Source organism: Streptomyces sp. GLSS-08 (assembly GCF_056387915.1).
Genome location: NZ_JBWJAQ010000006.1, coordinates 57,003 through 81,248, shown reverse-complemented (window position 1 = coordinate 81,248; position 24,246 = coordinate 57,003). Strand labels below are relative to the sequence as shown.

The following is a 24,246-nucleotide window of genomic DNA, read 5'->3' as shown; positions in this document are numbered from 1 at the left end:
AGGTTCACCTCGCCGGGGGCCCGTCCTCGTCCCCGCGGGCGAACACCTGGAGCAGCCAGGACGAGAACGACCCGGTCACCGCGCCGAGCAGGCCGAGACCGCAGGCCATCATGGCGGCGGCGATCACCCGTCCACCAGCGGTGACCGGCACGATGTCGCCGTAGCCGACGGTGGACAGCGTCGAACAGGCCCACCACAGCGCGTCCCCGAAGGTGCGCATGTCCGCGCCCGGTGCACCCCGCTCCTGCTGGTACACCGCGAGGGCGCCGGTGAAACCGAGCAGGGAGGCCGAGATCCCCGCGTAGGCGACCACCCGCGCGTGCAGGCTGAGCCGCGGGCCGCCGCGCCGGTGCTGGACGGCTTCGTAGATGCGGACGATCCGCAGCGGCCGCAGCAGCGGCAGGACCAGCACGAGGGTGTCCAGCCAGTGCGACCGTACGAAACCGAACCGCCGCCCGCTGAGGCGCCAGCGCACCCCGTAGTCGACGGCGAAGGCCGTCCAGGCGGCCAGCAGGACGCACAGCGCCACGCCCCGCCACGCGTCGGACGCTCCGTGTGCCAGGACCAGGAAGGCGTAGGAGCCCAGGAAGGCGAGCGACGCCACGGTGAGCAGGAGCTCGGTGCGCCGCTCCCAGCGGGCGGTCGGGCTGTCGGGGTCCACCGGCCCAGCTTCGCCCGGGGGCCACTTCCCCGAACCCCGGCGACACGCCGCGAACGGGCGAAGTCATATGCTGCATCTCATGACGAGTGAGCCGGAGCAGCAGATCGGAGTGGGGACGCAGGACGCGTTCCAGCGCCTGTGGACGCCCCACCGGATGGCCTACATCCAGGGCGAGAACAAGCCCACCGGCCCGGGTGCCGATGACGGCTGTCCCTTCTGCGCGATCCCCGCCAAGTCCGACGAGGACGGGCTCGTCGTCCGCCGCGGCGAGCAGGTGTACGCGGTGCTCAACCTCTACCCGTACAACGGCGGCCACCTGATGGTGGTGCCCTACCGGCACGTCGCCGACTACACCGACCTCACGGGGCCGGAGACCGCGGAACTGGCCGAGCTGACCAAGCAGGCCATGTCCGCGCTGCGGACGGCCTCCGGGGCGCACGGCTTCAACATCGGCATGAACCAGGGCGGGGTCGCCGGCGCGGGCATCGCCGCGCACCTGCACCAGCACGTCGTGCCGCGCTGGGGCGGGGACACGAACTTCATGCCGGTCGTCGGCCACACCAAGGTGCTGCCGCAGCTGCTCGCCGACACCCGGAAGATGCTGGCCGACGCCTGGCCGGCGACGGCCTAGTCCCGCGGGGCGGGGCAGCCGGGCCTCCCCGGGAGTGCGGGGCCGCCGGGCGCGGCCCCACCGGGCGCGTTACGCGTCGTACACGTCCGCCTTCCTCGGCGTCGGGTCCTGGACCGCGGTGCTGAGGAAGGACGAGCGGGTGCCGAACTTCTCGGTGTCCACGCCGTTCTCCTCCAGGACCTTGATCGCCGCCGCGTGGACCACACGCAGCACCGGGGTCGCGGCCCGCAGCGCGTCGTCGGCCATGAAGCGGTGCCGCCAGGGCTGGTCGGCCCAGGCGTGCCGCAGGCCGAACGGCTCGGGCAGGACCAGCGTCCCGCCCAGCCAGTTCAGGAACGGCGGGTACCAGGTGAAGGGGGCGCGCGCGGTGAGGCGGACCACCTCGTCCGTGTCGACCAGGGGCAGGGTCACCTTGCGGGTCTCCCAGAACCTGACGGACTTGGCGACCTCCTTCGTGGGGGCCTCGGGCTTGGTGGTGAAGAGGGAGTTGACCGGACCCAGCGCGTGGCCGGTCACCTCGATCCGCAGCGTCTCGTGCAGCACGGTCACCGTGATCAGCATGGTGAGGACGAGCTGGCCGTCCCAGAGGGTCCACTGCACGCCGAGGTAGTGCCGGTCGCCGCCGCCGAACTGCTGCTTGTTGCAGATGTCCTGGATGGCGTGGTTCCTGATCTGGTACGCGTCCACGTCCGTGCCCTCGGGACGGGACACCGCGGCGGCGTTCTCGCCGATCGGCGTGACGATCCAGTGCTTGATCGACGGCTTCGGGAAACCACCGGTGTTGAGCGGGCCGCGCTCCAGCATGCGGAGCTGGTCGTGGATGGACCGGATGACGTCCCAGCTGCGGAAGGGGTGGATCTCGCGGTCGGCGTCACGCGGCACCAGGTCCTCGGCGAGCTGCCAGCTGCCCCACCGCGTGCCCATGCCGAGTATGCCCTTGGGCCCGGCGTAGAAGACGGAGTTGGACTGCTGCTCGGCGCCGAGCCGGGCCAGGGCCTGGCGCAGCCGCTCGGCCGCGTTCTCGCCGGGGCTGCCCGGCACCGCCTCGGGGATCTTCGCGCCGAGACCGCCGCCGGCCAGCAGGCTGTCCCAGCGCTCCCGCAGGTCCTGGGCGGTCCGCTCGCAGATCCGCTTGGCCCAGAACCACCCGACGACCGGCAGCACGACGGTCGCGCGTCCGTACCACCCCCAGAAGCCGCCGAAGGGCATCTTCAGTACGAAGAGCACGGCGAGGGCGCCCACGGCCAGCAGCAGGACGGTGGCGAGGGCGGGGGCGCGCTTGTCGCCCCGCCTGGTGACCGCCGAGCGGATCTGGAAGACGAGCAGCCACACGAGGAGGCCCGGCAGGAAGAGCAGGCCGCACAGCACCCAGACCGCCGTGAGCCAGTTGTCCCGCTCCCGGCGGATGCGGTTCGCGGCGAGGCAGTGTTCGACGACGACCTGCGGCTCCGTGCCGAAGGACTGGATGAGCGGTTTGCGGCCGGCGCCCAGCATGCGGTCCTGGACGGCCCGGGCGAAGGCCTCGCCCAGATTCGGCCGCCACAGGGACGCCCACCTGCGCCCGGGGACGACCACCGACTTGTGCCACTCGTTGTTGGCCTTGAGGATCTCCGCGACCTCGTTGTCCCGGTACGCCGCCGACGCCAGGGCGTAGGTGGCCGCGGTCTGTCCCGCGGAGCCCGAGAGCGGCACCTGTGCCCCGGGACTGAAATCGAATCCGTCAGTGGCCACTGCCGCCCCCATCGCCGCCGTCCGCTGCTGCGGCTTTTCCCGACTTCCGTGCCTCGCACACCTGTTGATCAGGTCATCGTGCTGATCGAGTCGCAACTTGATCAGGTCATCAGCGTATCCGCAGCCGACGGCGTCCGTCGGCGGACGGCCGAAAGCCGCCCGCCGACGCGCGGTTCCGGCCCGAACTAGGAGGCGGCCCCGATCTGTTCGCGGACCCGCTCGGCGACCTGGGCCGGCATCGGTTCGTGCCGTGCGTAGCGGCGGTCGAAGCGCGCGGTGCCGTGCGAGAGGGAGCGCAGGTCGACCGCGTACCGGCCGATCTCGATCTCCGGGATCTCGGCCCGTACGACGGTGCGTCCGCCGGGCGCCTGCTCGGTCCCTACGACCCGGCCGCGCCGTCCGGACAGGTCGCTCATCACGGTCCCCACGTACTCGTCGCCCACCAGCACCGTCACCTCGGCCACCGGCTCCAGCAGATGGATGGTGGCGCCGGCGGCGGCCTCCCGCAGGGCGAGCGCTCCCGCGGTCTGGAACGCGGCGTCGGAGGAGTCCACCGAGTGCGCCTTGCCGTCCAGCAGCGTGACCCGGACGTCGATGAGCGGATACCCGGCGACCACACCCCTGGCGGCCTGGGCCCGCACGCCCTTCTCCACGGACGGGATGAACTGCCGCGGCACGGCGCCGCCGACGACCTTGTCCACGAACTCGATGCCCGAGCCGTTCGGCAGCGGCTCGACCTCGATCTCGCAGACCGCGAACTGTCCGTGACCGCCGGACTGCTTCACATGACGGCCGCGCCCCGCAGCCGGGGCCGCGAACGTCTCCCGCAGCGGCACCCTGTGCGGGACCACGTCCACCCGGACGCCGTACCGGCTGCGCAGCCGTTCCAGCGCGACGTCGGCGTGCGCCTCGCCCAGGCACCACAGCACGACCTGGTGGGTGTTCTGGTTCTGCTCCAGGCGCATGGTGGGGTCCTCGGCGACCAGCCGGCCGAGGCCCTGGGAGAGCTTGTCCTCGTCGGCCTTGCTGTGCGCCTCGATGGCGAGCGGCAGCAACGGGTCCGGCATCCGCCACGGCGCCATGAGCAGCGGATCGTCCTTGGCCGAGAGGGTGTCGCCGGTCTCCGCGCGGCTCAACTTCGCCACGCACGCGAGATCGCCTGCGATGCAGTGGGTGAGCGGGCGCTGCTGCCTGCCGAAGGGGGCGGACAGGGCGCCGACGCGCTCGTCGACGTCGTGGTCCTCGTGGCCGCGGTCGGACAGTCCGTGCCCGGAGACGTGCACCGTCGCGTCGGGGCGCAGCGTGCCCGAGAAGACACGCACCAGCGAGACACGGCCCACGTAGGGGTCGCCGGACGTCTTGACCACCTCCGCGACCAGCGGCCCGTCCGGATCGCAGGGCTTCACCTCGCGTGCCCTGCCGTCCGGGGTGGTGACCGCGGGCGCCGGGCGTTCCAGGGGGGTGGGGAAGCCGCCGGTGATCAGTTCGAGCAGTTCGACCGTGCCGATGCCCTGCCGGGCGCCCTCGGCGGCGGGGGCGGCGGCCAGCACGGGGAAGAAGGTCCCGCGCGCCACGGCCCGCTCCAGGTCCTGCACGAGTGTCCCGAGGTCGATCTCCTCGCCGCCGAGGTAGCGGTCCATGAGCGTCTCGTCCTCGCTCTCGGCGATGATCCCCTCGATCAGCCGGTCGCGGGCCTCCGCGATGAGCGGCAGCTCCTCGGGACCCGGCTTGGACTCCTTGCGCTCCCCGGAGGAGTAGTCGAACAGCCGCTGCGAGAGCAGCCCGGTCAGCCCGGTGACGGGCGCGTGCCCGTCGGGCCCCTGCGGACCGTGCAGCGGCAGGTACAGCGGGAGTACGGCGTCGGGGTCGTCGGCGCCGAAGGCCTGCGCGCAGACGCGGGTCATCTCGTCGAAGTCGGCGCGGGCGGCCTCCAGGTGCGTGACCACGATGGCCCGCGGCATGCCGACCGCCGCGCACTCCTCCCACACCATCCTCGTCGAGCCGTCCACGCCGTCGGAGGCGGAGACGACGAAGAGGGCCGCGTCCGCGGCGCGCAGACCGGCCCTCAGCTCCCCGACGAAATCCGCGTAGCCGGGTGTGTCCAGCAGATTGATCTTGTATCCGTCCCAGTCGACGGGGACCAGGGAGAGCTGCACCGAGCGGTGCTGCCGGTGCTCGATCTCGTCGTAGTCGGAGACGGTGCCGCCGTCCTCCACGCGGCCCGCCCTGTTCACCGCTCCCGCCGTCAGCGCGAGAGCCTCCACCAGCGTCGTCTTGCCGGATCCGCTGTGGCCGACCAGCACCACATTCCGTACGGACGCGGGGTGGTCGGCCGCCGTAGCCCTGCCGGCGGCTCCGGGGTGTGCGTTCGCCTTGTCGCCCATGGTCCTGCCTCCCGTGCACGGTGAGGTCACTGTGGGCGCGGACGTGCCGGTCCGCGTGCGGTGGCGGCTCCGGTGACGCCCGCGGTCCTTCGAGCTTTCCACTCACCTCACGGTGCGTCCATACGAGGGACGCGATCCCGGCGTGACGCCGGCGCGGGGCCGCCGTGACACCGGGCGAGGGTGCCCGGCGGTCGCACCGGCGCGCGCGTGGCTACGATGGGCCAGCCGGCGGCCAGCAGGGGCCGCACGGCGACACCGACCCTCGGGAAGGCCATGCTGAACAAGTACGCGCGTGCATTCTTCACGCGTGTCCTCACACCGTTCGCCGCGTTTCTCGTCCGCCGGGGGGTGAGCCCCGACACCGTGACGCTCCTCGGCACGGCCGGAGTGGTGGCGGGCGCGCTGGTCTTCTACCCCATGGGCGAGTTCTTCTGGGGCACGGTCGTGATCACGCTGTTCGTGTTCTCGGACCTGGTCGACGGGAACATGGCGCGCCAGCTCGGCCGCTCCAGCCGCTGGGGAGCCTTCCTCGACTCGACCCTGGACCGGGTCGCCGACAGCGCGGTCTTCGGCGGGTTCGCCCTCTGGTACGCGGGCGGCGGCGACGACAACGTGCTGTGCGCGGTCTCCATCTTCTGCCTGGCCAGCGGCCAGGTCGTCTCGTACACCAAGGCCCGCGGCGAGTCGATCGGCCTGCCGGTCGCGGTCAACGGCCTGGTCGAGCGCGCCGAGCGGCTGGTGATCTCGCTGGTCGCGGCCGGGTTGGCCGGGCTGCACAAGTTCGGGGTCCCCGGCATCCAGTGGCTGCTGCCGATCGCCCTGTGGATCGTCGCCGTCGGCAGCCTCGTCACGCTGATCCAGCGGGTCGTCACGGTGCGCCGGGAGGCCGCCGAGGCAGACGCGGCGGCCGCCGCCCAGGGCAGTGAGGCCACCTCGTGAGCAAGCTGCGGGACCGGCTGGCGGACGGGGCGTACGCGCTCGGCTGGAGCACCGTCAAGAAGCTCCCCGAGCCCGTCGCCGTCCGGCTCGGCCGGATCATCGCCGACCTCACCTGGAAGCGGCGCGGCAAGGGCGTGCGGCGGCTGGAGAGCAACTACGCGCGCGTGGTGCCGGACGCGACCCCGGAGCGGCTCGCCGAGCTGTCCAGGGCGGGCATGCGCTCGTACCTGCGCTACTGGATGGAGTCCTTCCGGCTGCCCGCCTGGAGCGCGGAACGCGTGCGGACGGGCTTCGACCCCAAGGACCTGCACCACCTCACCGACGGGCTCGCCGCGGGCAAGGGCGTGGTCGTCGCGCTGCCGCACCTGGGCAACTGGGACCTCGCGGGCGCCTGGGCCACCACGGGGCTCGGCATCCCCTTCACGACGGTCGCCGAGCGACTCAAGCCCGAGTCGCTGTACGACCGTTTCGTCGCCTACCGCGAGGGCCTGGGCATGGAGGTACTGCCGCACAGCGGCGGCTCCGCGTTCGGCACGCTGGCCCGGCGGCTGCGCAGCGGCGGCCTGGTCTGCCTGGTCGCCGACCGCGACCTGTCCGCGTCCGGTGTCGAGGTCGAGTTCTTCGGCGAGAAGGCCCGGATGCCCGCGGGACCCGCCCTGCTGGCGCAGCAGACCGGCGCCCTGCTCCTCCCGGTGACGCTCTGGTTCGACGACTCGCCCGTGATGAAGGGCCGGATCCATCCGCCCGTCGAGATCCCCACGACAGGCACCCGCGCGGAGAAGACGTCTGTCATGACACAGGCGCTGGCCGACGCCTTCGCCACGGGAATCGCCGACCATCCGGAGGACTGGCACATGCTGCAGCGTCTGTGGCTCGCCGACCTGGAGCCCCGCCCCGAGCCGTCCGACCGGGAGGGCCGGTGAGGATCGGCATCGTCTGCCCGTACTCCTGGGACGTCCCCGGCGGCGTCCAGTTCCACATCCGTGACCTCGCCGAGCACCTCATCCGCCTCGGGCACGAGGTGTCCGTCCTCGCCCCGGCCGACGACGAGACACCCCTCCCGCCCTACGTCGTCTCGGCGGGCCGCGCGGTCCCGGTGCCGTACAACGGCTCGGTCGCGCGCCTCAACTTCGGCTTCCTGAGCGCCGCCCGGGTACGGCGCTGGCTCCACGACGGCAGGTTCGACGTGATCCACATCCACGAGCCGACCTCGCCGTCACTGGGACTGCTCGCGTGCTGGGCGGCCCAGGGACCCATCGTCGCCACCTTCCACACCTCGAACCCGCGCTCCCGGGCGATGATCGCCGCGTACCCGATCCTCCAGCCCGCGCTGGAGAAGATCAGCGCGCGGATCGCGGTGAGCGAGTACGCCCGCCGCACGCTCGTCGAGCACCTCGGCGGCGACGCCGTCGTCATCCCGAACGGCGTCGACGTCGACTTCTTCGCGCGCGCCAAGCCCAACCCCGAGTGGCAGGGCGACACCCTCGGTTTCATGGGCCGCATCGACGAGCCCCGCAAGGGACTTCCGGTGCTGATGAAGGCGCTGCCGAAGATCCTCGCCGCGCGTCCGCGGACGCGGCTCCTGGTCGCCGGACGCGGTGACGAGAAGGAGGCCGTGGAGGACCTGCCGGCCGAGCTGCGCTCGCGTGTGGAGTTCCTCGGCATGGTCAGCGACGAGGACAAGGCGCGCTTCCTGCGCAGTGTCGACGTGTACGTCGCGCCCAACACCGGCGGCGAGAGCTTCGGGATCATCCTCGTCGAGGCGATGTCGGCGGGGGCCGCGGTGCTCGCCTCCGACCTCGACGCGTTCGCCCAGGTGCTCGACCAGGGGGCGGCCGGGGAACTGTTCGCCAACGAGGACGCGGACGCGCTGGCCGAGGCGGCCCTGCGGCTCCTCGGTGACGACGGGCGCCGGGCCGGACTGCGGGAGCGGGGGAGCGCCCATGTGCGGCGCTTCGACTGGTCGACGGTCGGCGCGGACATCCTCTCCGTGTACGAGACGGTGACCGACGGGGCGGCGGCGGTCGCGGCCGACGAACGCACGGGCCTTATGGCCCGCTTCGGGCTCGCCCGGGACTGAACGCCGTACGCCGCCCCCGGTGCCGGGAGTCCGGCGGGGTCCGCCGTCCCCCGGTGCCGGGGGGATCACGGGGCCCGTCGCCCCCCCGGTGCAGGGGGCCGGTTTTGCGGTCCGGGTCCGCCAGGTGGTCCCGTTCCGTGACGCCGGGTGGTCCCGTTCCGTGACGCCGGGGGTTCGCGCTTTCCGTGACGCCGGGGGGATCACGGGGCGTTCCGTGACTCCGGGGCTTCACGCCGCGTTCCGTCGCGCACGGTGCCTGCGGGGCGCCGAGTGGTCACCGGTAGCCTTGCCGCCCGTGACCGCAACCCTCATCTGGATCCTCGTCGGCCTCGCCGCCATCGGCCTCTACCTGAGCTGGACCGCAGGGCGTCTCGACCGGCTGCACGCGCGGATCGACGCCGCGCGGGCGGCCCTGGACGCACAGCTGCTGCGCCGCGCGTCGGTCGCCCAGGAACTGGCGACGTCCGGAGTGCTGGATCCGGCCGCCTCGATCGTGCTCTACGAGGCGGCCCACGCCGCCCGGCAGGCCGAGCCGGAGCAGCGCGAGGTCGCCGAGAGCGAGCTGAGCCAGGCCCTGCGGGCGGTCTTCGGCGAGACGGCCCAGGTCGAGGCCGTCCGGGCGGCACCCGGCGGCGAGGAGGCCGCGGACGAGCTGGCCCAGGCGGTGCGCAGGGTGCCGATGGCCCGGCGGTTCCACAACGACGCGGTACGCGCCGCCCGCGCGCTGCGCCGGCACCGCAAGGTGCGCTGGTTCCGGCTGGCGGGGCATGCGCCGTTCCCGCTCGCCTTCGAGATGGACGACGAGCCCCCGGTGGCCCTGGCGGACCGGCCCACCTCGTAGGCCCGCCGGACCCACCACAGCCGTGCCCCCGCTCGGGGAGGAAGGCCGATGACAGGCCCGTGGCCTGGGCCTTTAAACACGGTGAACGAAAAATGAGCCACCGGCTCATCATTGGCCCTTGCTGTGGACTGGTCCGCCGGCGTTTCCTCGGTGCTGCAGCAGCCCTCTTTTTCCACCGAGTGAGGTACACCCTTGTCCAGCACGCCTTCCAACTCCGCCCAGCGCGCCGACAACCCCGCGACCGGCACCGCGCGCGTCAAGCGCGGCATGGCCGAGCAGCTCAAGGGCGGCGTGATCATGGACGTGGTCAACGCCGAGCAGGCGAAGATCGCCGAGGACGCCGGCGCCGTGGCCGTCATGGCCCTGGAGCGGGTGCCCGCCGACATCCGCAAGGACGGCGGCGTGGCCCGGATGTCGGACCCGAACATGATCGAGGAGATCATCGAGGCGGTCTCCATCCCGGTCATGGCCAAGTCCCGCATCGGCCACTTCGTCGAGGCCCAGGTCCTGCAGTCCCTCGGCGTGGACTACATCGACGAGTCCGAGGTCCTCACCCCGGCCGACGAGGTCAACCACTCCGACAAGTGGGCGTTCACCACCCCCTTCGTCTGCGGCGCCACCAACCTGGGCGAGGCCCTGCGCCGCATCGCCGAGGGCGCGGCCATGATCCGCTCCAAGGGCGAGGCCGGCACCGGCAACGTCGTCGAGGCCGTCCGCCACCTGCGCCAGATCAAGAACGAGATCGCCAGGCTGCGCGGCTTCGACAACAACGAGCTGTACGCCGCGGCCAAGGAGCTGCGTGCCCCGTACGAGATCGTCAAGGAGGTCGCCGAGCTCGGCAAGCTGCCGGTCGTGCTGTTCTCCGCCGGTGGCGTGGCCACCCCGGCCGACGCCGCGCTGATGCGCCAGCTCGGCGCCGAGGGCGTCTTCGTCGGCTCCGGCATCTTCAAGTCGGGCGACCCCGCCAAGCGTGCCGCCGCCATCGTGAAGGCCACCACCTTCTACGACGACCCGAAGATCATCGCGGACGCGTCCCGCAACCTGGGCGAGGCCATGGTCGGCATCAACTGCGACACCCTCCCCGAGACCGAGCGCTACGCCAACCGCGGCTGGTAGTCACCGATGAACACTCCTGTCGTGGGCGTCCTGGCACTCCAGGGCGACGTACGGGAGCACCTGATCGCCCTGGCCGCGGCCGACGCCGTGGCCAGGCAGGTGCGGCGCCCCGAGGAACTCGCCGAGGTCGACGGTCTCGTCATCCCCGGCGGCGAGTCCACCACCATCTCCAAGCTGGCCGTGCTCTTCGGACTGATGGAGCCCCTCCGCGCGCGCGTCCGTGACGGCATGCCCGTCTACGGCACCTGCGCGGGCATGATCATGCTCGCCGACAAGATCCTCGACCCGCGCTCGGGCCAGGAGACCGCCGGCGGCATCGACATGATCGTGCGCCGCAACGCCTTCGGGCGCCAGAACGAGTCCTTCGAGGCGGCCGTCGACGTGACGGGCGTGGCGGGCGGTCCGGTGGAGGGCGTCTTCATCCGTGCCCCCTGGGTCGAGTCCGTCGGCGCCACCGCCGAGGTGCTCGCCCGGCACGGAAGCCACATCGTCGCCGTGCGCCAGGGCAACGCGCTCGCCACGTCGTTCCACCCGGAACTGACCGGCGACCACCGCATGCACGGGCTCTTCGTCGACATGGTGCGCGCGAACCGGACAGCGGAGTCCTTGTAGGATCTCTGGCGTTCGTAAAGAGTTGGGTTACGCGAAGGAGACAGGCAGATGTCCGGCCACTCTAAATGGGCTACGACGAAGCACAAGAAGGCCGTGATCGACGCCAAGCGCGGCAAGCTCTTCGCGAAGATGATCAAGAACATCGAGGTCGCGGCCCGTACGGGCGGCGCCGACCCGGCCGGTAACCCGACCCTCTTCGACGCCATCCAGAAGGCCAAGAAGAGCTCGGTCCCGAACAAGAACATCGACTCCGCGGTCAAGCGCGGCGCCGGTCTCGAGGCCGGCGGCGCCGACTACGAGACGATCATGTACGAGGGCTACGGCCCGAACGGCGTCGCGGTGCTCATCGAGTGCCTCACCGACAACCGCAACCGCGCCGCCTCCGACGTCCGCGTCGCGATGACCCGCAACGGCGGCTCGATGGCCGACCCGGGCTCCGTGTCGTACCTGTTCCACCGCAAGGGCGTCGTGATCGTCCCCAAGGGCGAACTGTCCGAGGACGACGTGCTGGGCGCCGTGCTCGACGCGGGCGCCGAAGAGGTCAACGACCTCGGCGAGTCCTTCGAGGTCCTGTCCGAGGCCACCGACCTGGTCGCGGTCCGCACCGCGCTCCAGGAGGCCGGCATCGACTACGACTCCGCCGAGGCCAACTTCGTCCCGACCATGCAGGTCGAGCTGGACGAGGACGGGGCCCGCAAGATCTTCAAGCTGATCGACGCGCTCGAGGACAGCGACGACGTGCAGAACGTCTTCGCCAACTTCGACGTGAGCGACGAGGTGATGGCGAGCGTCGACGCCTGAGCGGACGGCACCAGCCGCGGGCCGACGGAACACCCACTCCGTCGGCCCGCGGCTTTGTCGGCGGTACCCGATAGCCTGCACGAACAGGAGATCGACGAAGGGGTTCGGGGTGCGGGTACTGGGTGTTGACCCGGGGTTGACCCGGTGCGGTGTCGGAGTGGTCGAGGGACTCGCGGGCCGCCCCCTGACCATGTGCGGCGTCGGTGTCGTACGGACCCCGCCCGACGCCGAGTTGGGGCTGCGCCTCGTCGCCGTCGAGCAGGGCATCGAGCGGTGGCTCGACGAGTACCGGCCCGAATTCGTCGCCGTGGAGCGGGTGTTCAGCCAGCACAACGTACGCACGGTCATGGGCACCGCCCAGGCCAGCGCCGTCGCCATGCTCTGCGCCGCCCGGCGCGGCATCCCCGTCGCCCTGCACACCCCGAGCGAGGTCAAGGCCGCCGTCACCGGCAGCGGGCGCGCGGACAAGGCCCAGGTCGGCGCGATGGTCACGCGCCTGCTCCGGCTCGACGCACCGCCCAGACCCGCCGACGCCGCCGACGCCCTGGCCCTCGCCATCTGTCACATCTGGCGCGCACCCGCAAAGAACAGACTCCAGCAGGCCGTCGCCCTGCACGCATCGAAAGGGCGTCCCGCATGATCGCCTTCGTCAGCGGCCCGGTCGCCGCGCTCGCCCCCGACTCCGCGGTCCTCGAGGTCGGCGGCATCGGCATCGCCGTCCAGTGCACGCCCAACACCCTCTCCGGACTCCGCAGGGGACAGGACGCCAGGCTCGCCACCTCCCTCGTCGTCCGCGAGGACTCACTGACGCTGTACGGCTTCGTGGACGACGACGAGCGGCAGGTCTTCGAGCTGCTGCAGACCGCGAGCGGTGTCGGCCCGCGGCTGGCCCAGGCCATGCTGGCCGTGCACAGCCCCGACGCCCTGCGCCGCACGGTGGCCACCGGTGACGAGAAGGCGCTCACCGCCGTCCCGGGCATCGGCAAGAAGGGCGCCCAGAAGCTCCTCCTGGAACTCAAGGACCGGCTCGGCGAGCCCCTCGGCCCCGGCGGCCCCGCCATCGGCAGGTCCGTCACCGCCGGCTGGCGCGACCAGCTGCACGCCGCCCTGATCGGCCTCGGATACGCGACCCGCGAGGCGGACGAGGCGGTCTCCGCGGTCGAGCCCCAGGCCGAGGCCGCAGGCGGCAGCCCCCAGGTGGGCCACCTGCTGAAGGCGGCCCTGCAGACCCTCAACCGGACGCGCTGACCGCGCCCCGAGCGCCCCACGCCCGTTCGACCGACCCCACTGCGACCGCGAGGCACAAGCGATGAACTGGGACGACACGACCGACGAGACCGCCGACGAGCGGCTGGTGGGCTCGGTCGCCGACCACGAGGACCAGGCCGTCGAGGCGGCGCTGCGCCCGAAGGACCTCGACGAGTTCATCGGACAGGAGAAGGTCCGCGAGCAGCTCGACCTGGTCCTGCGCGCCGCCCGCGCGCGCGGCGCCACCGCCGACCACGTGCTCCTGTCCGGCGCCCCCGGACTGGGCAAGACCACCCTGTCGATGATCATCGCCGCCGAGATGGGCGCCCCGATCCGCATCACCAGCGGCCCGGCCATCCAGCACGCGGGCGACCTCGCCGCGATCCTGTCCTCCCTCCAGGAGGGCGAGGTCCTCTTCCTCGACGAGATCCACCGCATGTCCCGGCCCGCCGAGGAGATGCTCTACATGGCCATGGAGGACTTCCGCGTCGACGTCATCGTCGGCAAGGGCCCCGGCGCCACCGCCATCCCGCTCGAACTGCCGCCGTTCACGCTGGTCGGCGCCACCACGCGCGCGGGTCTGCTGCCACCCCCGCTGCGCGACCGCTTCGGCTTCACCGCGCACATGGAGTACTACGAGCCGGCCGAACTGGAGCGCGTGATCCACCGCTCGGCCCATCTCCTCGACGTCGAGATCGACACCGCGGGCGCCGCCGAGATCGCCGGCCGCTCCCGGGGCACGCCCCGCATCGCGAACCGTCTGCTGCGCCGCGTACGCGACTACGCGCAGGTCAAGGCCGACGGGATCATCACGCGGGAGATCGCTGGAGCGGCCCTCGCGGTGTACGAGGTGGACGCCCGCGGCCTCGACCGGCTCGACCGCGGCGTCCTGGAGGCGCTGCTCAAGCTCTTCGGAGGCGGTCCCGTCGGTCTTTCCACGCTCGCGGTCGCGGTGGGGGAGGAGCGCGAGACGGTCGAGGAGGTCGCCGAGCCCTTCCTGGTGCGCGAGGGGCTGCTGGCCCGCACCCCGCGCGGCCGGGTGGCGACACCGGCCGCCTGGGCGCATCTCGGCCTGGCCCCGCCGCGCCGGGCGCCGGGGGGAATCGGACAAGGGGACCTGTTCGGGGCGTGACGGCGCGGGCCCCTGCCCGGAGAGGAACCCCGGTGCCATGCTGAGCGTTGTTCCCTGAGTGCGGACTCGCTTAGACTCCGCCGATGCCGCCCTTGTGGGCGGCGCCGACCAACCCCCATCCACCAGGCCGCCCCCCGCGCGGTCGTGCGAAGGAACCCCGTCCCGTGAATACCTTGACCTTCCTCCCGCTCGTCGTGCTCATCGGGGCCATGTTCCTGATGACCCGCTCGGCCAAGCGCAAGCAGCAGGCGGCCGCGCAGATGCGCAACGAGATGCAGCCCGGTACCGGCGTCCGCACGATCGGGGGCATGTACGCGACGGTGAAGGAGGTCAGCGAGGACACGGTCCTCCTCGACGCCGCCCCCGGCGTCCACCTGATCTTCGCGAAGAACTCGATCGGGGCCGTTCTGACCGACGACGAGTACAACCGCCTCGTCCACGGCATCGACCCCGATCTCAAGGACGACGACGCCGCTGTCGTGCCGGACGACGCCTCCTCCCTCACCGGGACGGACGAGCCCGTGGTCGCTTCCGACGACAAGCCTCTCGACCTCGGCAAGAAGGACGCGGACGCGCAGGCCGTCGAGCCCACCGAGACCGACGCGGTGGAGCCGAAGAAGACCGACGGCGAGTCCGACGCGAAGTAGGCACGACCCGGGAGCGCGGCGCGACCCGCTCGCGACCGGCGTTCCGCGGGACGTGCGGTTCCGCACGGTATCCCGACACCATGTCATGGCCGCCCCGGCGCTCACCCGGCGTCGGGTGGCCCGAGAGGGAGTACGAGAAGGTGGCAGCACCGAAGAAGGGCCGGAGCGCGAGCGCCCAGAGCAGGCCGGGGCGCTCGCTGGCCCTCATCCTGATCGCCATCGTGGCGCTCACCGGGGGGATGTTCCTCTCCGGGCACCCCACCCCGCGTCTCGGCATCGACCTCGCCGGCGGCACGAGCATCACGCTCGAGGCGAAGAACGAGCCGGGCCAGCCGAACGCGATCAACAAGACCAACATGGACACCGCGGTCGACATCATGAACCGCCGCGTCAACGGTCTTGGCGTGTCCGAGGCGGAGGTCCAGACCCAGGGCCGGCAGAACATCATCGTCAACATCCCCAAGGGCACGAACTCCAAGCAGGCCCGGGAGCAGGTCGGCACCACCGCCAAGCTCTACTTCCGTCCCGTCATCGCGACGGAGGTCACCGGCGGCGCCGCGAAGGCCAGCCCCTCGCCGAGCGGCAGCGCCTCGAAGAAGCCCACGGACAAGGCGAGCGAGAAGGCGGGCGACAAGGCCACCGACAAGGCCACCCCGTCCGGCTCCGCGACTGCCTCGGCCACCGCCACCTCCCAGGGCCGCGCCGTCACCGACGCCCTGAAGGACGACGCCACGCCGTCCGCGAGTGCCTCGGCGAAGTCCTCGGCCTCCGCCGACGCCTCCCCTCCGGCGAGCGCCGACCCGGCGACGGCCAAGCTCCAGGCCCAGTACGCCGCGCTGGACTGCTCCAAGCCGGCTGCCCGCGCCAAGGCCGGAGCCGGCGCCAAGCCGTCCGACTCCACCGTGGCCTGCGGCCAGAACTCGGACGGCCAGTGGCAGAAGTACGTGCTCGGCCCGGCCGAGGTGTCCGGTACGGACGTCAAGAAGGCCGCCGCCGTCTACGACACGCAGAGCGGTGCCGGCTGGAAGGTCACCATGGACTTCACGTCCGGTGGCTCGAAGAAGTTCGCCAGCATCACCGGCAAGCTCGCGCAGAACCAGCAGCCGCAGAACCAGTTCGCCATCGTCCTCGACAACGAGGTCGTCTCCGACCCGTACGTCAGCCAGGCGCTGAGCGGCAGCGCGGAGATCTCCGGTAGCTTCGACCAGACCGAGGCGCAGGACCTGGCGAACATGCTGAAGTACGGCGCGCTGCCGCTCACCTTCAAGGAGGCGAGCGTCACCACGGTGACCGCGGCCCTCGGCGGCGAGCAGCTGCACGCCGGCCTGATCGCCGGTGCGATCGGCCTGGCCCTGGTCGTCATCTACCTGGTGGTCTACTACCGGGGTCTGTCGCTCATCGCTGTCGCCTCGCTGCTCGTCTCCGCCGTCCTCACGTACGTGATCATGGCGTTGCTCGGCCCCACCATCGGCTTCGCGCTGAACCTGCCGGCCGTGTGCGGTGCCATCGTCGCGATCGGCATCACAGCGGACTCGTTCATCGTGTTCTTCGAACGCATCCGTGACGAGATCCGCGAGGGCCGTTCGCTGCGGCCCGCCGTCGAGCGTGCCTGGCCGCGCGCCCGGCGCACCATCCTGGTCTCCGACTTCGTGTCGTTCCTCGCCGCCGCGGTGCTCTTCATCGTCACGGTCGGCAAGGTCCAGGGCTTCGCGTTCACCCTCGGTCTGACCACCCTGCTCGACGTGGTCGTCGTCTTCCTGTTCACCAAGCCGCTGATGACGATCCTCGCTCGCAAGAAGTTCTTCGCGAGCGGTCACAGCTGGTCGGGCCTCGACCCGAAGCGACTGGGCGCCCAGCCCCCGCTGCGCCGCACCCGTCGCGCGTCCGCCCCCGTCGACACGAAGGAGGCGTGAGATGTCGAAACTCGGCACCCTCGGCGCCCGGCTCCACCGCGGCGAGATCGGCTACGACTTCGTCGGCAAGCGCATGATCTGGTACGGCGTCTCGATCCTGATCACCATCACGGCCATCCTCGGCCTGACGGTGCGCGGCCTGAACATGGGCATCGAGTTCCAGGGCGGAGCCGTCCTGACCACCGAGCGGACCAGCGTCTCGGTGTCCCAGGCGGAGACGTACGCGGAGGAGGCCTCCGGGCACGACGCGATCGTCCAGAAGCTCGGCAACGGCGGTCTGCGCATCCAGATCGCCGGCATCGACACCGGCAAGTCGGACCAGATCAAGGACGAGCTGGCCAAGGACCTGAAGGTCGACTCCGAGTCGATCAACGCGGACCTGGTCGGCCCCAGCTGGGGTGACCAGATCGCCAACAAGGCCTGGCAGGGCCTGGCGATCTTCATGGTCCTCGTGGTGATCTACCTGGCGATCGCCTTCGAGTGGCGCATGGCCCTGGCCGCGCTCGTCGCGCTGATCCACGACATCACGATCACGGTCGGCATCTACGCCCTGGTCGGTTTCGAGGTCACCCCGGGCACCGTGATCGGTCTGCTCACGATCCTCGGTTACTCGCTCTACGACACGGTCGTGGTCTTCGACAGCCTCAAGGAACAGACGAAGGACCTCACCAAGCAGACCCGCTGGACCTACAGCGAGGTCGCCGACCGGTCCATCAACAGCACCCTGGTCCGCTCCATCAACACGACGGTGGTCGCGCTGCTGCCCGTCGCGGCCCTGCTGTTCATCGGCGGCGGTGTCCTCGGGGCCGGCATGCTCAACGACATCTCGCTGTCGTTGTTCGTGGGTCTCGCGGCCGGAGCGTACTCGTCGATCTTCATCGCCACGCCGCTCGTCGCCGACCTCAAGGAGCGCGAGCCGCAGATGAAGGCCCTGAAGAAGCGGGTCCTCGCCAAGCGGGCGCAGGCCGCCGCACGGGGCGAGTCGCTGGACGCGCCGGAGTCCGCCCCCGCGTCGTACGACGACGAGGACGAGCCCCAGGACGCCGCACCCGCGGTCGTCGGCCCGCGCAACCAGCCCGCGTCCCGCACCCGGGGCCGCGGCCGGCCCTCGGGGAAGCGCCGATGACCGGCATCGAGGAGCTTCTGCTCAGCCGCATCAGGGACGTCGCGGACTACCCGGAGCCGGGTGTGATGTTCAAGGACATCACGCCGCTGCTGGCCGACCCGGCGGCGTTCACCGCGCTGACCGACGCCCTGGCGGAGATCACCGTGCGCAACGGCGCCACCAAGATCGTCGGTCTGGAGGCGCGCGGCTTCATCCTGGGCGCGCCCGCGGCGGTCCGCGCGGGCGTCGGCTTCATCCCCGTACGCAAGGCGGGCAAGCTCCCCGGAGCGACCCTCAGCCAGTCGTACGACCTGGAGTACGGCTCCGCCGAGATCGAGGTGCACGCCGAGGACCTGGCCGCGGGGGACCGCGTGATGGTCGTCGACGACGTCCTCGCCACCGGCGGCACCGCCGAGGCCTCGCTCTCGCTGATCCGCCGGGCGGGCGCCGAGGTGGCGGGCGTCGCGGTCCTGATGGAGCTCGGCTTCCTCGGCGGCCGAGCCCGCCTGGAGCCGGCCCTCGCGGGCGCTCCCCTGGAGGCCCTCCTCAGGATCTGAGGACGTCGCCGGCCGCGTCGCGGTACGGCGTCGCGGTACCCGGAGGACGCCTTCCGGCAGTCGCGCAGCATCCGTAGGACACCCGTGCGACACCGCGGAGGCGGGCCCGGAGGAATCCGGTGCCCGCCTCCGCTGTTTCCGCAGTACCAGGCCGTCCCACCGGCCGAAGGCGAGTTCGAAGCCGGGGATCGCTACCATGGGGTTTCCGGAGCCTGACCGGGGGACCCGGAAAGCGCACGAGGAGCCCTCTTGCCAGACGAGGCCCAGCCACTCGCCCCCAGTGCCGACCGCCCGGGGGGAACCCCGGCCGCCAAGCCCGTACCGGATTCGGGCCCCGCGGCCGAGCCCGCGAAGAGCGTCGCGCACGCGGTCGAGCACGCCCAGTCCGCGCCCGAGGGGAAGGCGGCGGAGGAGCCACGCCCCAAGCCGGCGCCCGGCGAGGGCGGGCAGGCCAGCACCCCGGTGGCCCGTCCCGCGGCCGGCCAGCCCGCGCGGACCGGCGGCGGCTCCTCCAACCGCGTGCGGGCCCGCCTCGCCCGGCTCGGCGTCCAGCGCTCCAACCCGTACAACCCGGTGCTGGAGCCCCTGCTGCGGATAGTGCGCGGCAACGACCCGAAGATCGAGACGTCCACGCTCCGCCAGATCGAGCGCGCCTACCAGGTCGCCGAGCGCTGGCACCGCGGTCAGAAGCGCAAGAGCGGCGACCCGTACATCACGCACCCGCTGGCCGTCACCACCATCCTCGCCGAGCTCGGCATGGACCCGGCGACGCTGATGGCCGGTCTGCTGCACGACACCGTCGAGGACACCGAGTACGGCCTGGACTCCCTGCGCCGCGACTTCGGCGACCAGGTCGCCCTCCTCGTCGACGGTGTCACCAAGCTCGACAAGGTCAAGTTCGGCGAGGCCGCGCAGGCCGAGACGGTCCGCAAGATGGTCGTCGCGATGGCGAAGGACCCCCGCGTCCTGGTCATCAAGCTCGCCGACCGCCTGCACAACATGCGCACCATGCGCTACCTCAAGCGCGAGAAGCAGGAGAAGAAGGCGCGCGAGACCCTCGAGATCTACGCGCCGCTCGCCCACCGGCTGGGCATGAACACCATCAAGTGGGAGCTGGAGGACCTCGCCTTCGCGATCCTCTACCCCAAGATGTACGACGAGATCGTGCGCCTCGTCGCCGAGCGCGCCCCCAAGCGCGACGAGTACCTCGCCATAGTGACCGACGAGGTGCAGTCCGACCTGCGCGCCGCCCGCATCAAGGCGACGGTGACCGGCCGCCCGAAGCACTACTACAGCGTCTACCAGAAGATGATCGTCCGCGGCCGTGACTTCGCGGAGATCTACGACCTGGTGGGCATCCGCGTCCTCGTGGACACCGTCCGCGACTGCTACGCGGCCCTCGGCACGGTGCACGCGCGATGGAATCCGGTCCCCGGCCGGTTCAAGGACTACATCGCGATGCCCAAGTTCAACATGTACCAGTCGCTGCACACCACGGTCATCGGCCCCAACGGCAAGCCGGTCGAACTCCAGATCCGTACGTTCGACATGCACCGCCGTGCCGAGTACGGCATCGCCGCGCACTGGAAGTACAAGCAGGAGGCCGTCGCCGGCACCTCCAAGGTGCGCTCGGACGTGCCGCGGACCACCGGCAAGGACGACCACCTCAACGACATGGCGTGGCTGCGCCAGCTCCTCGACTGGCAGAAGGAGACCGAGGACCCGGGCGAGTTCCTGGAGTCCCTGCGTTTCGACCTGTCCCGCAACGAGGTCTTCGTCTTCACGCCGAAGGGCGACGTCATAGCGCTCCCGGCGGGCGCCACCCCGGTGGACTTCTCCTACGCCGTGCACACCGAGGTCGGCCACCGGACCATAGGGGCCCGCGTCAACGGCCGCCTGGTGCCGCTGGAGTCCACCCTCGACAACGGCGACCTGGTCGAGGTCTTCACCTCCAAGGCCGCGGGCGCCGGCCCCTCCCGGGACTGGCTGGGCTTCGTCAAGTCGCCGCGGGCCCGCAACAAGATCCGGGCCTGGTTCTCCAAGGAGCGCCGCGACGAGGCGATCGAGCAGGGCAAGGACGCCATCGCCCGCGCGATGCGCAAGCAGAACCTGCCGATCCAGCGCATCCTCACCGGCGACTCCCTGGTCACCCTCGCGCACGAGATGCGCTACCCCGACATCTCGTCGCTGTACGCGGCGATCGGCGAGGGGCACGTCGCCGCGCAGAGCGTCGTGCAGAAGCTGGTGCAGGCGCTCGGCGGCGAGGAGGCGGCCAGCGAGGAGATCGACGAGAGCATTCCGCCCGCCCGCGGCCGGAGCCGCAAGCGGCGTTCCAACGCCGACCCCGGCGTCGTCGTCAAGGGCGTCGACGACGTCTGGGTCAAGCTGGCCCGCTGCTGCACTCCCGTACCCGGCGACCCGATCATCGGTTTCGTCACCCGCGGCAGCGGCGTCTCGGTGCACCGCAGCGACTGCGTCAACATCGACTCCCTGTCCCGGGAACCCGAGCGGATCCTCGAGGTCGAGTGGGCGCCCACCCAGTCCTCGGTCTTCCTCGTCGCCATACAGGTCGAGGCGCTGGACCGCTCGCGGCTCCTGTCGGACGTCACCCGCGTCCTGTCGGACCAGCACGTCAACATCCTCTCCGCGGCCGTGCAGACCTCCCGCGACCGCGTCGCCACCTCGCGCTTCACCTTCGAGATGGGCGACCCCAAGCACCTCGGCCACGTCCTGAAGGCCGTGCGGGGCGTGGAGGGCGTGTACGACGTGTACCGCGTGACGTCGGCCCGCAGGCCCTGACCGACCGGACGACGGGGGACGAGATGGACGGCATCGGCTTAGTGGCCGGCCGCTACCGCCCGGTGGGGCTCCTCGGGCGGGGCGGCATGGGCGTGGTGTACGAGGCGGTCGACGAGGTGCTCGGGCGCCGCGTCGCGGTGAAGCTGCTGACCGCCGTTGAGGGACTGGCCGCCGACAGCGAGGCACTCGAGCGCTTCATGCGCGAGGCCCGCGCGCTGGCCAGGATCGACCACCCCTCGGTCGTCACGCTGTACGACACGGGGGTCCACGACGGCACGCCGTTCCTGGTCATGCAGGTGCTCGACGGCATGACCCTGGCCGACCTGGTCGCGGCGACGGGACCGCTGCCGCCGGCCGCGGTGGCCTCCGTCGCCCTCGGGGTCGCCGACGCACTCGCCGCCGCCCACGCGGCCGGCGTGCTGCACCGGGACGTCAAGCCCTCGAACGTGGCGATCGACCGCGGCGGACGGGTCGTCCTCCAGGACTTCGGGCTCGCCCGCCTCGCCGGGGAGGCGGTGATCACCCGGACCGGCATGCTGATGGGCACACCGCAGTTCATCGCGCCCGAGGCGATCCGCGGGGCGCTGCCGGAGCCCGCCGCCGACCTCTACGGGCTGGGCGCCTGCATGTACCTGATGATCACGGGCGAGATGCCGTTCGGCGCGACCATGGACGTCGGAGCCATCGTGGAGAAGGCCCTGGGCGACGGCATCCCGCGGCTGGCCGGGCGGAAACCGCCGTACCCCGTCGATCTGACCCGCCTCGTCGACCGGCTCTGCGAGCAGGATCCCGCCGACCGGCCGCAGCGGGTCGAGACGGTCGAGGAGGAACTCAGGGGCCTCGCCGACGGCGGCACCGCACTGCTGGCCGGCCTGCTGGCGCGGCACATCCGCGCCGAGGTGCTGGAAGGCCTCGCCGAGCCGCCCGCCGCACAGGGCTCGCCCCCGGCCGGGGGCCCGCCCGCCCCCGGAGGCCAGAACCCGTCCGAGCCGCCGTTCGAGGCGCCCGAGTACGACTGGGACCAGTCGGCCGTGCCGCCGCTGCCCCCGGGCTCTGCCGGTGAGGGCTGGGGGGCCGGAGCGCCGGACGGCGGCGCCTTCTCCGAGCAGGACGCGGGGGCATCGTTCCGCATGGCCGGCCGCGCTCTGGCGCCGCCCACCCTCAGCGACGCCACCCGGCGGCTCGTCCTGAGCAGCATGACCGCGTCGAACGCCCTGTCCCGGCAGCGCGAGGCGGTCAACCTGGTGCTGCGCGGTGAACTCCGCGAAGCGGCACAGATGTTGTCGGTGATCGTGCCGGTGTGCCTGTCGTCGCTGGGCCCCGACCACCTCACCACCCTGACCAGCCAGTACTGGCAGGCCGTGTGCCTGGCCAGGCTGGACGCCGGGGACCAGGCACTGGGCCTGTTCTCGCAGGTGAACAAACGTGTAGGCCGACGAACGGACGGGACCGATGACTGACTTCGTCGCGGGGATCGCAGCGGTCCCGACGGCCGCGGGGGCCCAGCGGACGCCGGACACCGGGGAAACACCCGGCAGTGAGGACGAACTCCGCTCCCTGCTGCACTGGCTGCACGCGGACGAGACGCTCGACGTACGCGCCCGGATCGGGGGCGAGCCGGCCGGCGCACAGCACCTGGGCTCGGGGTTCGACCTCCTCCAACTCGCCCTCGGCAGCGGGCTGTCCACCGCGTCGCTGGTCGTCTCCGTGCTCCAGTGGCAGAGCTCGCGCCGCCGGGCCCCCGCCGTCACCCTGCGCCGCGGCGAGGTCGAGGTGCTGCTCACCGCCGAGGCGGCGCGCGACGAGGAGACCCTGCGCCGGATCGTCGGACTCCTCGACCGGGAGGAAGCCGAGAGTGACCTCGACGCTCCCTGACCCGGCCCGCTCCAGAGCGGTCCTGATCGGCACCGCCTCCTACCGGCACCTGCCCCAACTGCCCGCCGTCGAGGCGAACGTGGTCGACCTCGCCGCCGAGCTGTGCGACGCCACGGTCTGGGGGCTCCCCGTCCAGCACTGCACCGTCGTCACCGACCCGCAGAGTCCGCTCGCCATGCTCGACCCGGTGCACCAGGCGGGCGACGAGGCCACCGACACCCTGATCGTGTACTACGCCGGGCACGGCATGCGCGACTCCGAGTCCGCCGACCTGTACCTCGCGCTCGGCGACTCCCGCGACCACCTGGGCTACACCGCCGTCGCCTACCAGCACCTGCGCTCCGCCCTGCGCGCCTCACGCGCCCGCCGCAAGGTCGTCGTCCTCGACTGCTGCTTCAGCGGCCGGGCCGCCCGCACCCTCGTCGGCGGCGGTGACGTACTTGCCGCGCAGGCCGCCGTCGACGGCGCCTTCGTGCTCACCGCCTCCCCGCGCGACCGGCTGGCGCTCGCACCCGACGGCGAGCGCTACACCGCGTTCACCGGTGAACTCCTCACCGTCCTGCGCGACGGCGTCCACGACGGACCCGAACTCATCGACCTCGACACCCTCTACCGGGTCCTGGAGGAGCGGCTGCGGGCCAAGAACCGCCCGCTGCCGCAGCGCTCCCAGGAGAACGGCGTGGGACGGCTCGCCTTCGCCCGCAACAAGGCCCGCGCCGGCCACCGCGCCCCCGCGGGACCGGTCCTCGCCGCCGACGTACGCGCCGCGATGGTCGCCACCGGCCTCAACGTGGCCCGGGCCCTGCGCGCCGCAGGCAACACCAGGGACGCCCTTCCCGTGCTGCGGCTCGCCCTCCAGGAACAGACGGCGAACGGCCGGGGCGACCTGCTCGCCGTCCAGCTGGAACTCTCCCAGCTGCTCGCGGAGTCCGGCCAGGTGGGGGAGGCCATCGAGGTCCTGGAGCTGGCCTTCCGGCAGGTGCACAAGCTGTACGGGCCGGAAGCCATTCTGGTGTGCCGGCGGCTCGCCGATCTCCTTCAGGAGTGCGGCAACCACATCCAGGCCTGCGAGGTCCTCAAGCACGCCCTCCACATCGCCGAACAGGGCGGACCGCGCGTCCCGTCATGAACGCGGTGCGGCCCGGTGGTGGAGGATCCACCGCCGGGCCGCACC

Annotated in this window: 22 protein-coding genes; 19 read left to right on the top strand and 3 right to left on the bottom strand. The window is 71.9% G+C overall.

The features are described 5' to 3' along the window. Positions 1-4: 4 nt before the first annotated feature. Positions 5-661, bottom strand: a complete 657-nt coding sequence (locus AC0ZLC_RS12465; protein WP_476751993.1) for a potassium channel family protein — start codon at positions 659-661, stop codon at positions 5-7. A gap of 67 nt (positions 662-728) precedes the next feature. Here AC0ZLC_RS12465 and AC0ZLC_RS12460 point away from each other — a divergent pair, with 67 nt between their 5' ends. Next, the gene (locus AC0ZLC_RS12460; protein ID WP_476751992.1) at positions 729-1,292 is read left to right on the top strand and encodes an HIT family protein; all 564 of its coding nucleotides are present in this window, start codon (positions 729-731) and stop codon (positions 1,290-1,292) included. A gap of 69 nt (positions 1,293-1,361) precedes the next feature. On the opposite strand, the gene AC0ZLC_RS12455 is transcribed toward AC0ZLC_RS12460, so the two are convergent. Further along, positions 1,362-3,035, bottom strand: a complete 1,674-nt coding sequence (locus tag AC0ZLC_RS12455) for a hypothetical protein (protein WP_476751991.1) — start codon at positions 3,033-3,035, stop codon at positions 1,362-1,364. 173 nt (positions 3,036-3,208) lie between these two features. Beyond that, positions 3,209-5,407 carry an elongation factor G-like protein EF-G2 gene (locus tag AC0ZLC_RS12450; RefSeq protein WP_476751990.1) on the bottom strand — a complete coding sequence of 733 codons (2,199 nt, stop codon included), beginning with the start codon at positions 5,405-5,407 and terminating at the stop codon, positions 3,209-3,211. Between the two features lie 216 nt (positions 5,408-5,623). Here AC0ZLC_RS12450 and pgsA point away from each other — a divergent pair, with 216 nt between their 5' ends. The 18 genes from pgsA to AC0ZLC_RS12360 all read left to right on the top strand — a co-directional run bounded on the left by pgsA (position 5,624) and on the right by AC0ZLC_RS12360 (position 24,201). Next, positions 5,624-6,346, top strand: a complete 723-nt coding sequence (pgsA, locus tag AC0ZLC_RS12445) for a phosphatidylinositol phosphate synthase (protein ID WP_476752251.1) — start codon at positions 5,624-5,626, stop codon at positions 6,344-6,346. Continuing rightward, complete coding sequence (locus AC0ZLC_RS12440; protein WP_476751989.1) at positions 6,343-7,269, top strand: phosphatidylinositol mannoside acyltransferase; 927 nt, start codon at positions 6,343-6,345, stop codon at positions 7,267-7,269. Before pgsA ends, AC0ZLC_RS12440 begins: the two co-directional genes overlap by 4 nt. Beyond that, on the top strand, positions 7,266-8,426 hold the full coding sequence (locus AC0ZLC_RS12435) for a glycosyltransferase family 4 protein (protein WP_476751988.1): 1,161 nt from the start codon (positions 7,266-7,268) through the stop codon (positions 8,424-8,426). The genes AC0ZLC_RS12440 and AC0ZLC_RS12435 overlap by 4 nt, the downstream gene beginning before the upstream one ends. Before the next feature lie 295 nt (positions 8,427-8,721). Continuing rightward, on the top strand, positions 8,722-9,267 hold the full coding sequence (locus tag AC0ZLC_RS12430) for a LemA family protein (RefSeq protein WP_476751987.1): 546 nt from the start codon (positions 8,722-8,724) through the stop codon (positions 9,265-9,267). 192 nt (positions 9,268-9,459) lie between these two features. After that, positions 9,460-10,383 carry a pyridoxal 5'-phosphate synthase lyase subunit PdxS gene (gene pdxS / locus AC0ZLC_RS12425; protein WP_476751986.1) on the top strand — a complete coding sequence of 308 codons (924 nt, stop codon included), beginning with the start codon at positions 9,460-9,462 and terminating at the stop codon, positions 10,381-10,383. A 6-nt stretch (positions 10,384-10,389) separates the two neighbouring features. After that, positions 10,390-10,995 carry a pyridoxal 5'-phosphate synthase glutaminase subunit PdxT gene (gene pdxT / locus AC0ZLC_RS12420; RefSeq protein ID WP_476751985.1) on the top strand — a complete coding sequence of 202 codons (606 nt, stop codon included), beginning with the start codon at positions 10,390-10,392 and terminating at the stop codon, positions 10,993-10,995. Positions 10,996-11,043: 48 nt separating this feature from the next. Next, on the top strand, positions 11,044-11,796 hold the full coding sequence (locus AC0ZLC_RS12415) for a YebC/PmpR family DNA-binding transcriptional regulator (protein ID WP_476751984.1): 753 nt from the start codon (positions 11,044-11,046) through the stop codon (positions 11,794-11,796). A 109-nt stretch (positions 11,797-11,905) separates the two neighbouring features. After that, a complete protein-coding gene (ruvC, locus tag AC0ZLC_RS12410) occupies positions 11,906-12,436 on the top strand; it encodes a crossover junction endodeoxyribonuclease RuvC (protein WP_476751983.1) in 531 nt (176 codons plus the stop codon). Next, positions 12,433-13,044 (top strand): Holliday junction branch migration protein RuvA, encoded by a 612-nt coding sequence (gene ruvA / locus AC0ZLC_RS12405; RefSeq protein ID WP_476751982.1) that lies wholly within the window; start codon positions 12,433-12,435, stop codon positions 13,042-13,044. Before ruvC ends, ruvA begins: the two co-directional genes overlap by 4 nt. 61 nt (positions 13,045-13,105) lie before the next feature. Beyond that, complete coding sequence (gene ruvB / locus AC0ZLC_RS12400) at positions 13,106-14,176, top strand: Holliday junction branch migration DNA helicase RuvB (RefSeq protein WP_476751981.1); 1,071 nt, start codon at positions 13,106-13,108, stop codon at positions 14,174-14,176. A gap of 164 nt (positions 14,177-14,340) precedes the next feature. Beyond that, positions 14,341-14,823, top strand: a complete 483-nt coding sequence (gene yajC / locus AC0ZLC_RS12395) for a preprotein translocase subunit YajC (protein WP_476751980.1) — start codon at positions 14,341-14,343, stop codon at positions 14,821-14,823. A 140-nt stretch (positions 14,824-14,963) separates the two neighbouring features. Further along, the gene (gene secD / locus AC0ZLC_RS12390; RefSeq protein WP_476751979.1) at positions 14,964-16,736 is read left to right on the top strand and encodes a protein translocase subunit SecD; all 1,773 of its coding nucleotides are present in this window, start codon (positions 14,964-14,966) and stop codon (positions 16,734-16,736) included. A 1-nt stretch (position 16,737) separates the two neighbouring features. Beyond that, positions 16,738-17,862, top strand: a complete 1,125-nt coding sequence (gene secF, locus AC0ZLC_RS12385; protein WP_476751978.1) for a protein translocase subunit SecF — start codon at positions 16,738-16,740, stop codon at positions 17,860-17,862. Continuing rightward, complete coding sequence (locus AC0ZLC_RS12380; RefSeq protein WP_476751977.1) at positions 17,859-18,398, top strand: adenine phosphoribosyltransferase; 540 nt, start codon at positions 17,859-17,861, stop codon at positions 18,396-18,398. The genes secF and AC0ZLC_RS12380 overlap by 4 nt, the downstream gene beginning before the upstream one ends. 249 nt (positions 18,399-18,647) lie before the next feature. Then, a complete protein-coding gene (locus tag AC0ZLC_RS12375; protein ID WP_476751976.1) occupies positions 18,648-21,197 on the top strand; it encodes a RelA/SpoT family protein in 2,550 nt (849 codons plus the stop codon). Positions 21,198-21,220: 23 nt separating this feature from the next. Next, positions 21,221-22,657, top strand: coding sequence for a serine/threonine-protein kinase (locus tag AC0ZLC_RS12370; RefSeq protein WP_476751975.1), 1,437 nt, complete (start codon positions 21,221-21,223; stop codon positions 22,655-22,657). Further along, complete coding sequence (locus AC0ZLC_RS12365) at positions 22,650-23,072, top strand: effector-associated constant component EACC1 (RefSeq protein WP_476751974.1); 423 nt, start codon at positions 22,650-22,652, stop codon at positions 23,070-23,072. Before AC0ZLC_RS12370 ends, AC0ZLC_RS12365 begins: the two co-directional genes overlap by 8 nt. Next, positions 23,053-24,201, top strand: coding sequence for a caspase family protein (locus AC0ZLC_RS12360; RefSeq protein WP_476751973.1), 1,149 nt, complete (start codon positions 23,053-23,055; stop codon positions 24,199-24,201). The genes AC0ZLC_RS12365 and AC0ZLC_RS12360 overlap by 20 nt, the downstream gene beginning before the upstream one ends. The last annotated feature ends 45 nt before the right edge of the window (positions 24,202-24,246 follow it).

Coding starts and splice junctions, on each gene's coding strand:
- AC0ZLC_RS12460 (WP_476751992.1), top strand. CDS start 729: ATGCTGCATCTCATGACGAGTGAGCCGGAGCAGCAGATCGGAGTGGGG.
- AC0ZLC_RS12455 (WP_476751991.1), bottom strand. CDS start 3,035: ATGGGGGCGGCAGTGGCCACTGACGGATTCGATTTCAGTCCCGGGGCA.
- AC0ZLC_RS12450 (WP_476751990.1), bottom strand. CDS start 5,407: ATGGGCGACAAGGCGAACGCACACCCCGGAGCCGCCGGCAGGGCTACG.
- pgsA (WP_476752251.1), top strand. CDS start 5,624: ATGGGCCAGCCGGCGGCCAGCAGGGGCCGCACGGCGACACCGACCCTC.
- pdxT (WP_476751985.1), top strand. CDS start 10,390: ATGAACACTCCTGTCGTGGGCGTCCTGGCACTCCAGGGCGACGTACGG.
- AC0ZLC_RS12415 (WP_476751984.1), top strand. CDS start 11,044: ATGTCCGGCCACTCTAAATGGGCTACGACGAAGCACAAGAAGGCCGTG.
- ruvA (WP_476751982.1), top strand. CDS start 12,433: ATGATCGCCTTCGTCAGCGGCCCGGTCGCCGCGCTCGCCCCCGACTCC.
- ruvB (WP_476751981.1), top strand. CDS start 13,106: ATGAACTGGGACGACACGACCGACGAGACCGCCGACGAGCGGCTGGTG.
- secF (WP_476751978.1), top strand. CDS start 16,738: ATGTCGAAACTCGGCACCCTCGGCGCCCGGCTCCACCGCGGCGAGATC.
- AC0ZLC_RS12380 (WP_476751977.1), top strand. CDS start 17,859: ATGACCGGCATCGAGGAGCTTCTGCTCAGCCGCATCAGGGACGTCGCG.
- AC0ZLC_RS12370 (WP_476751975.1), top strand. CDS start 21,221: ATGGACGGCATCGGCTTAGTGGCCGGCCGCTACCGCCCGGTGGGGCTC.
- AC0ZLC_RS12365 (WP_476751974.1), top strand. CDS start 22,650: ATGACTGACTTCGTCGCGGGGATCGCAGCGGTCCCGACGGCCGCGGGG.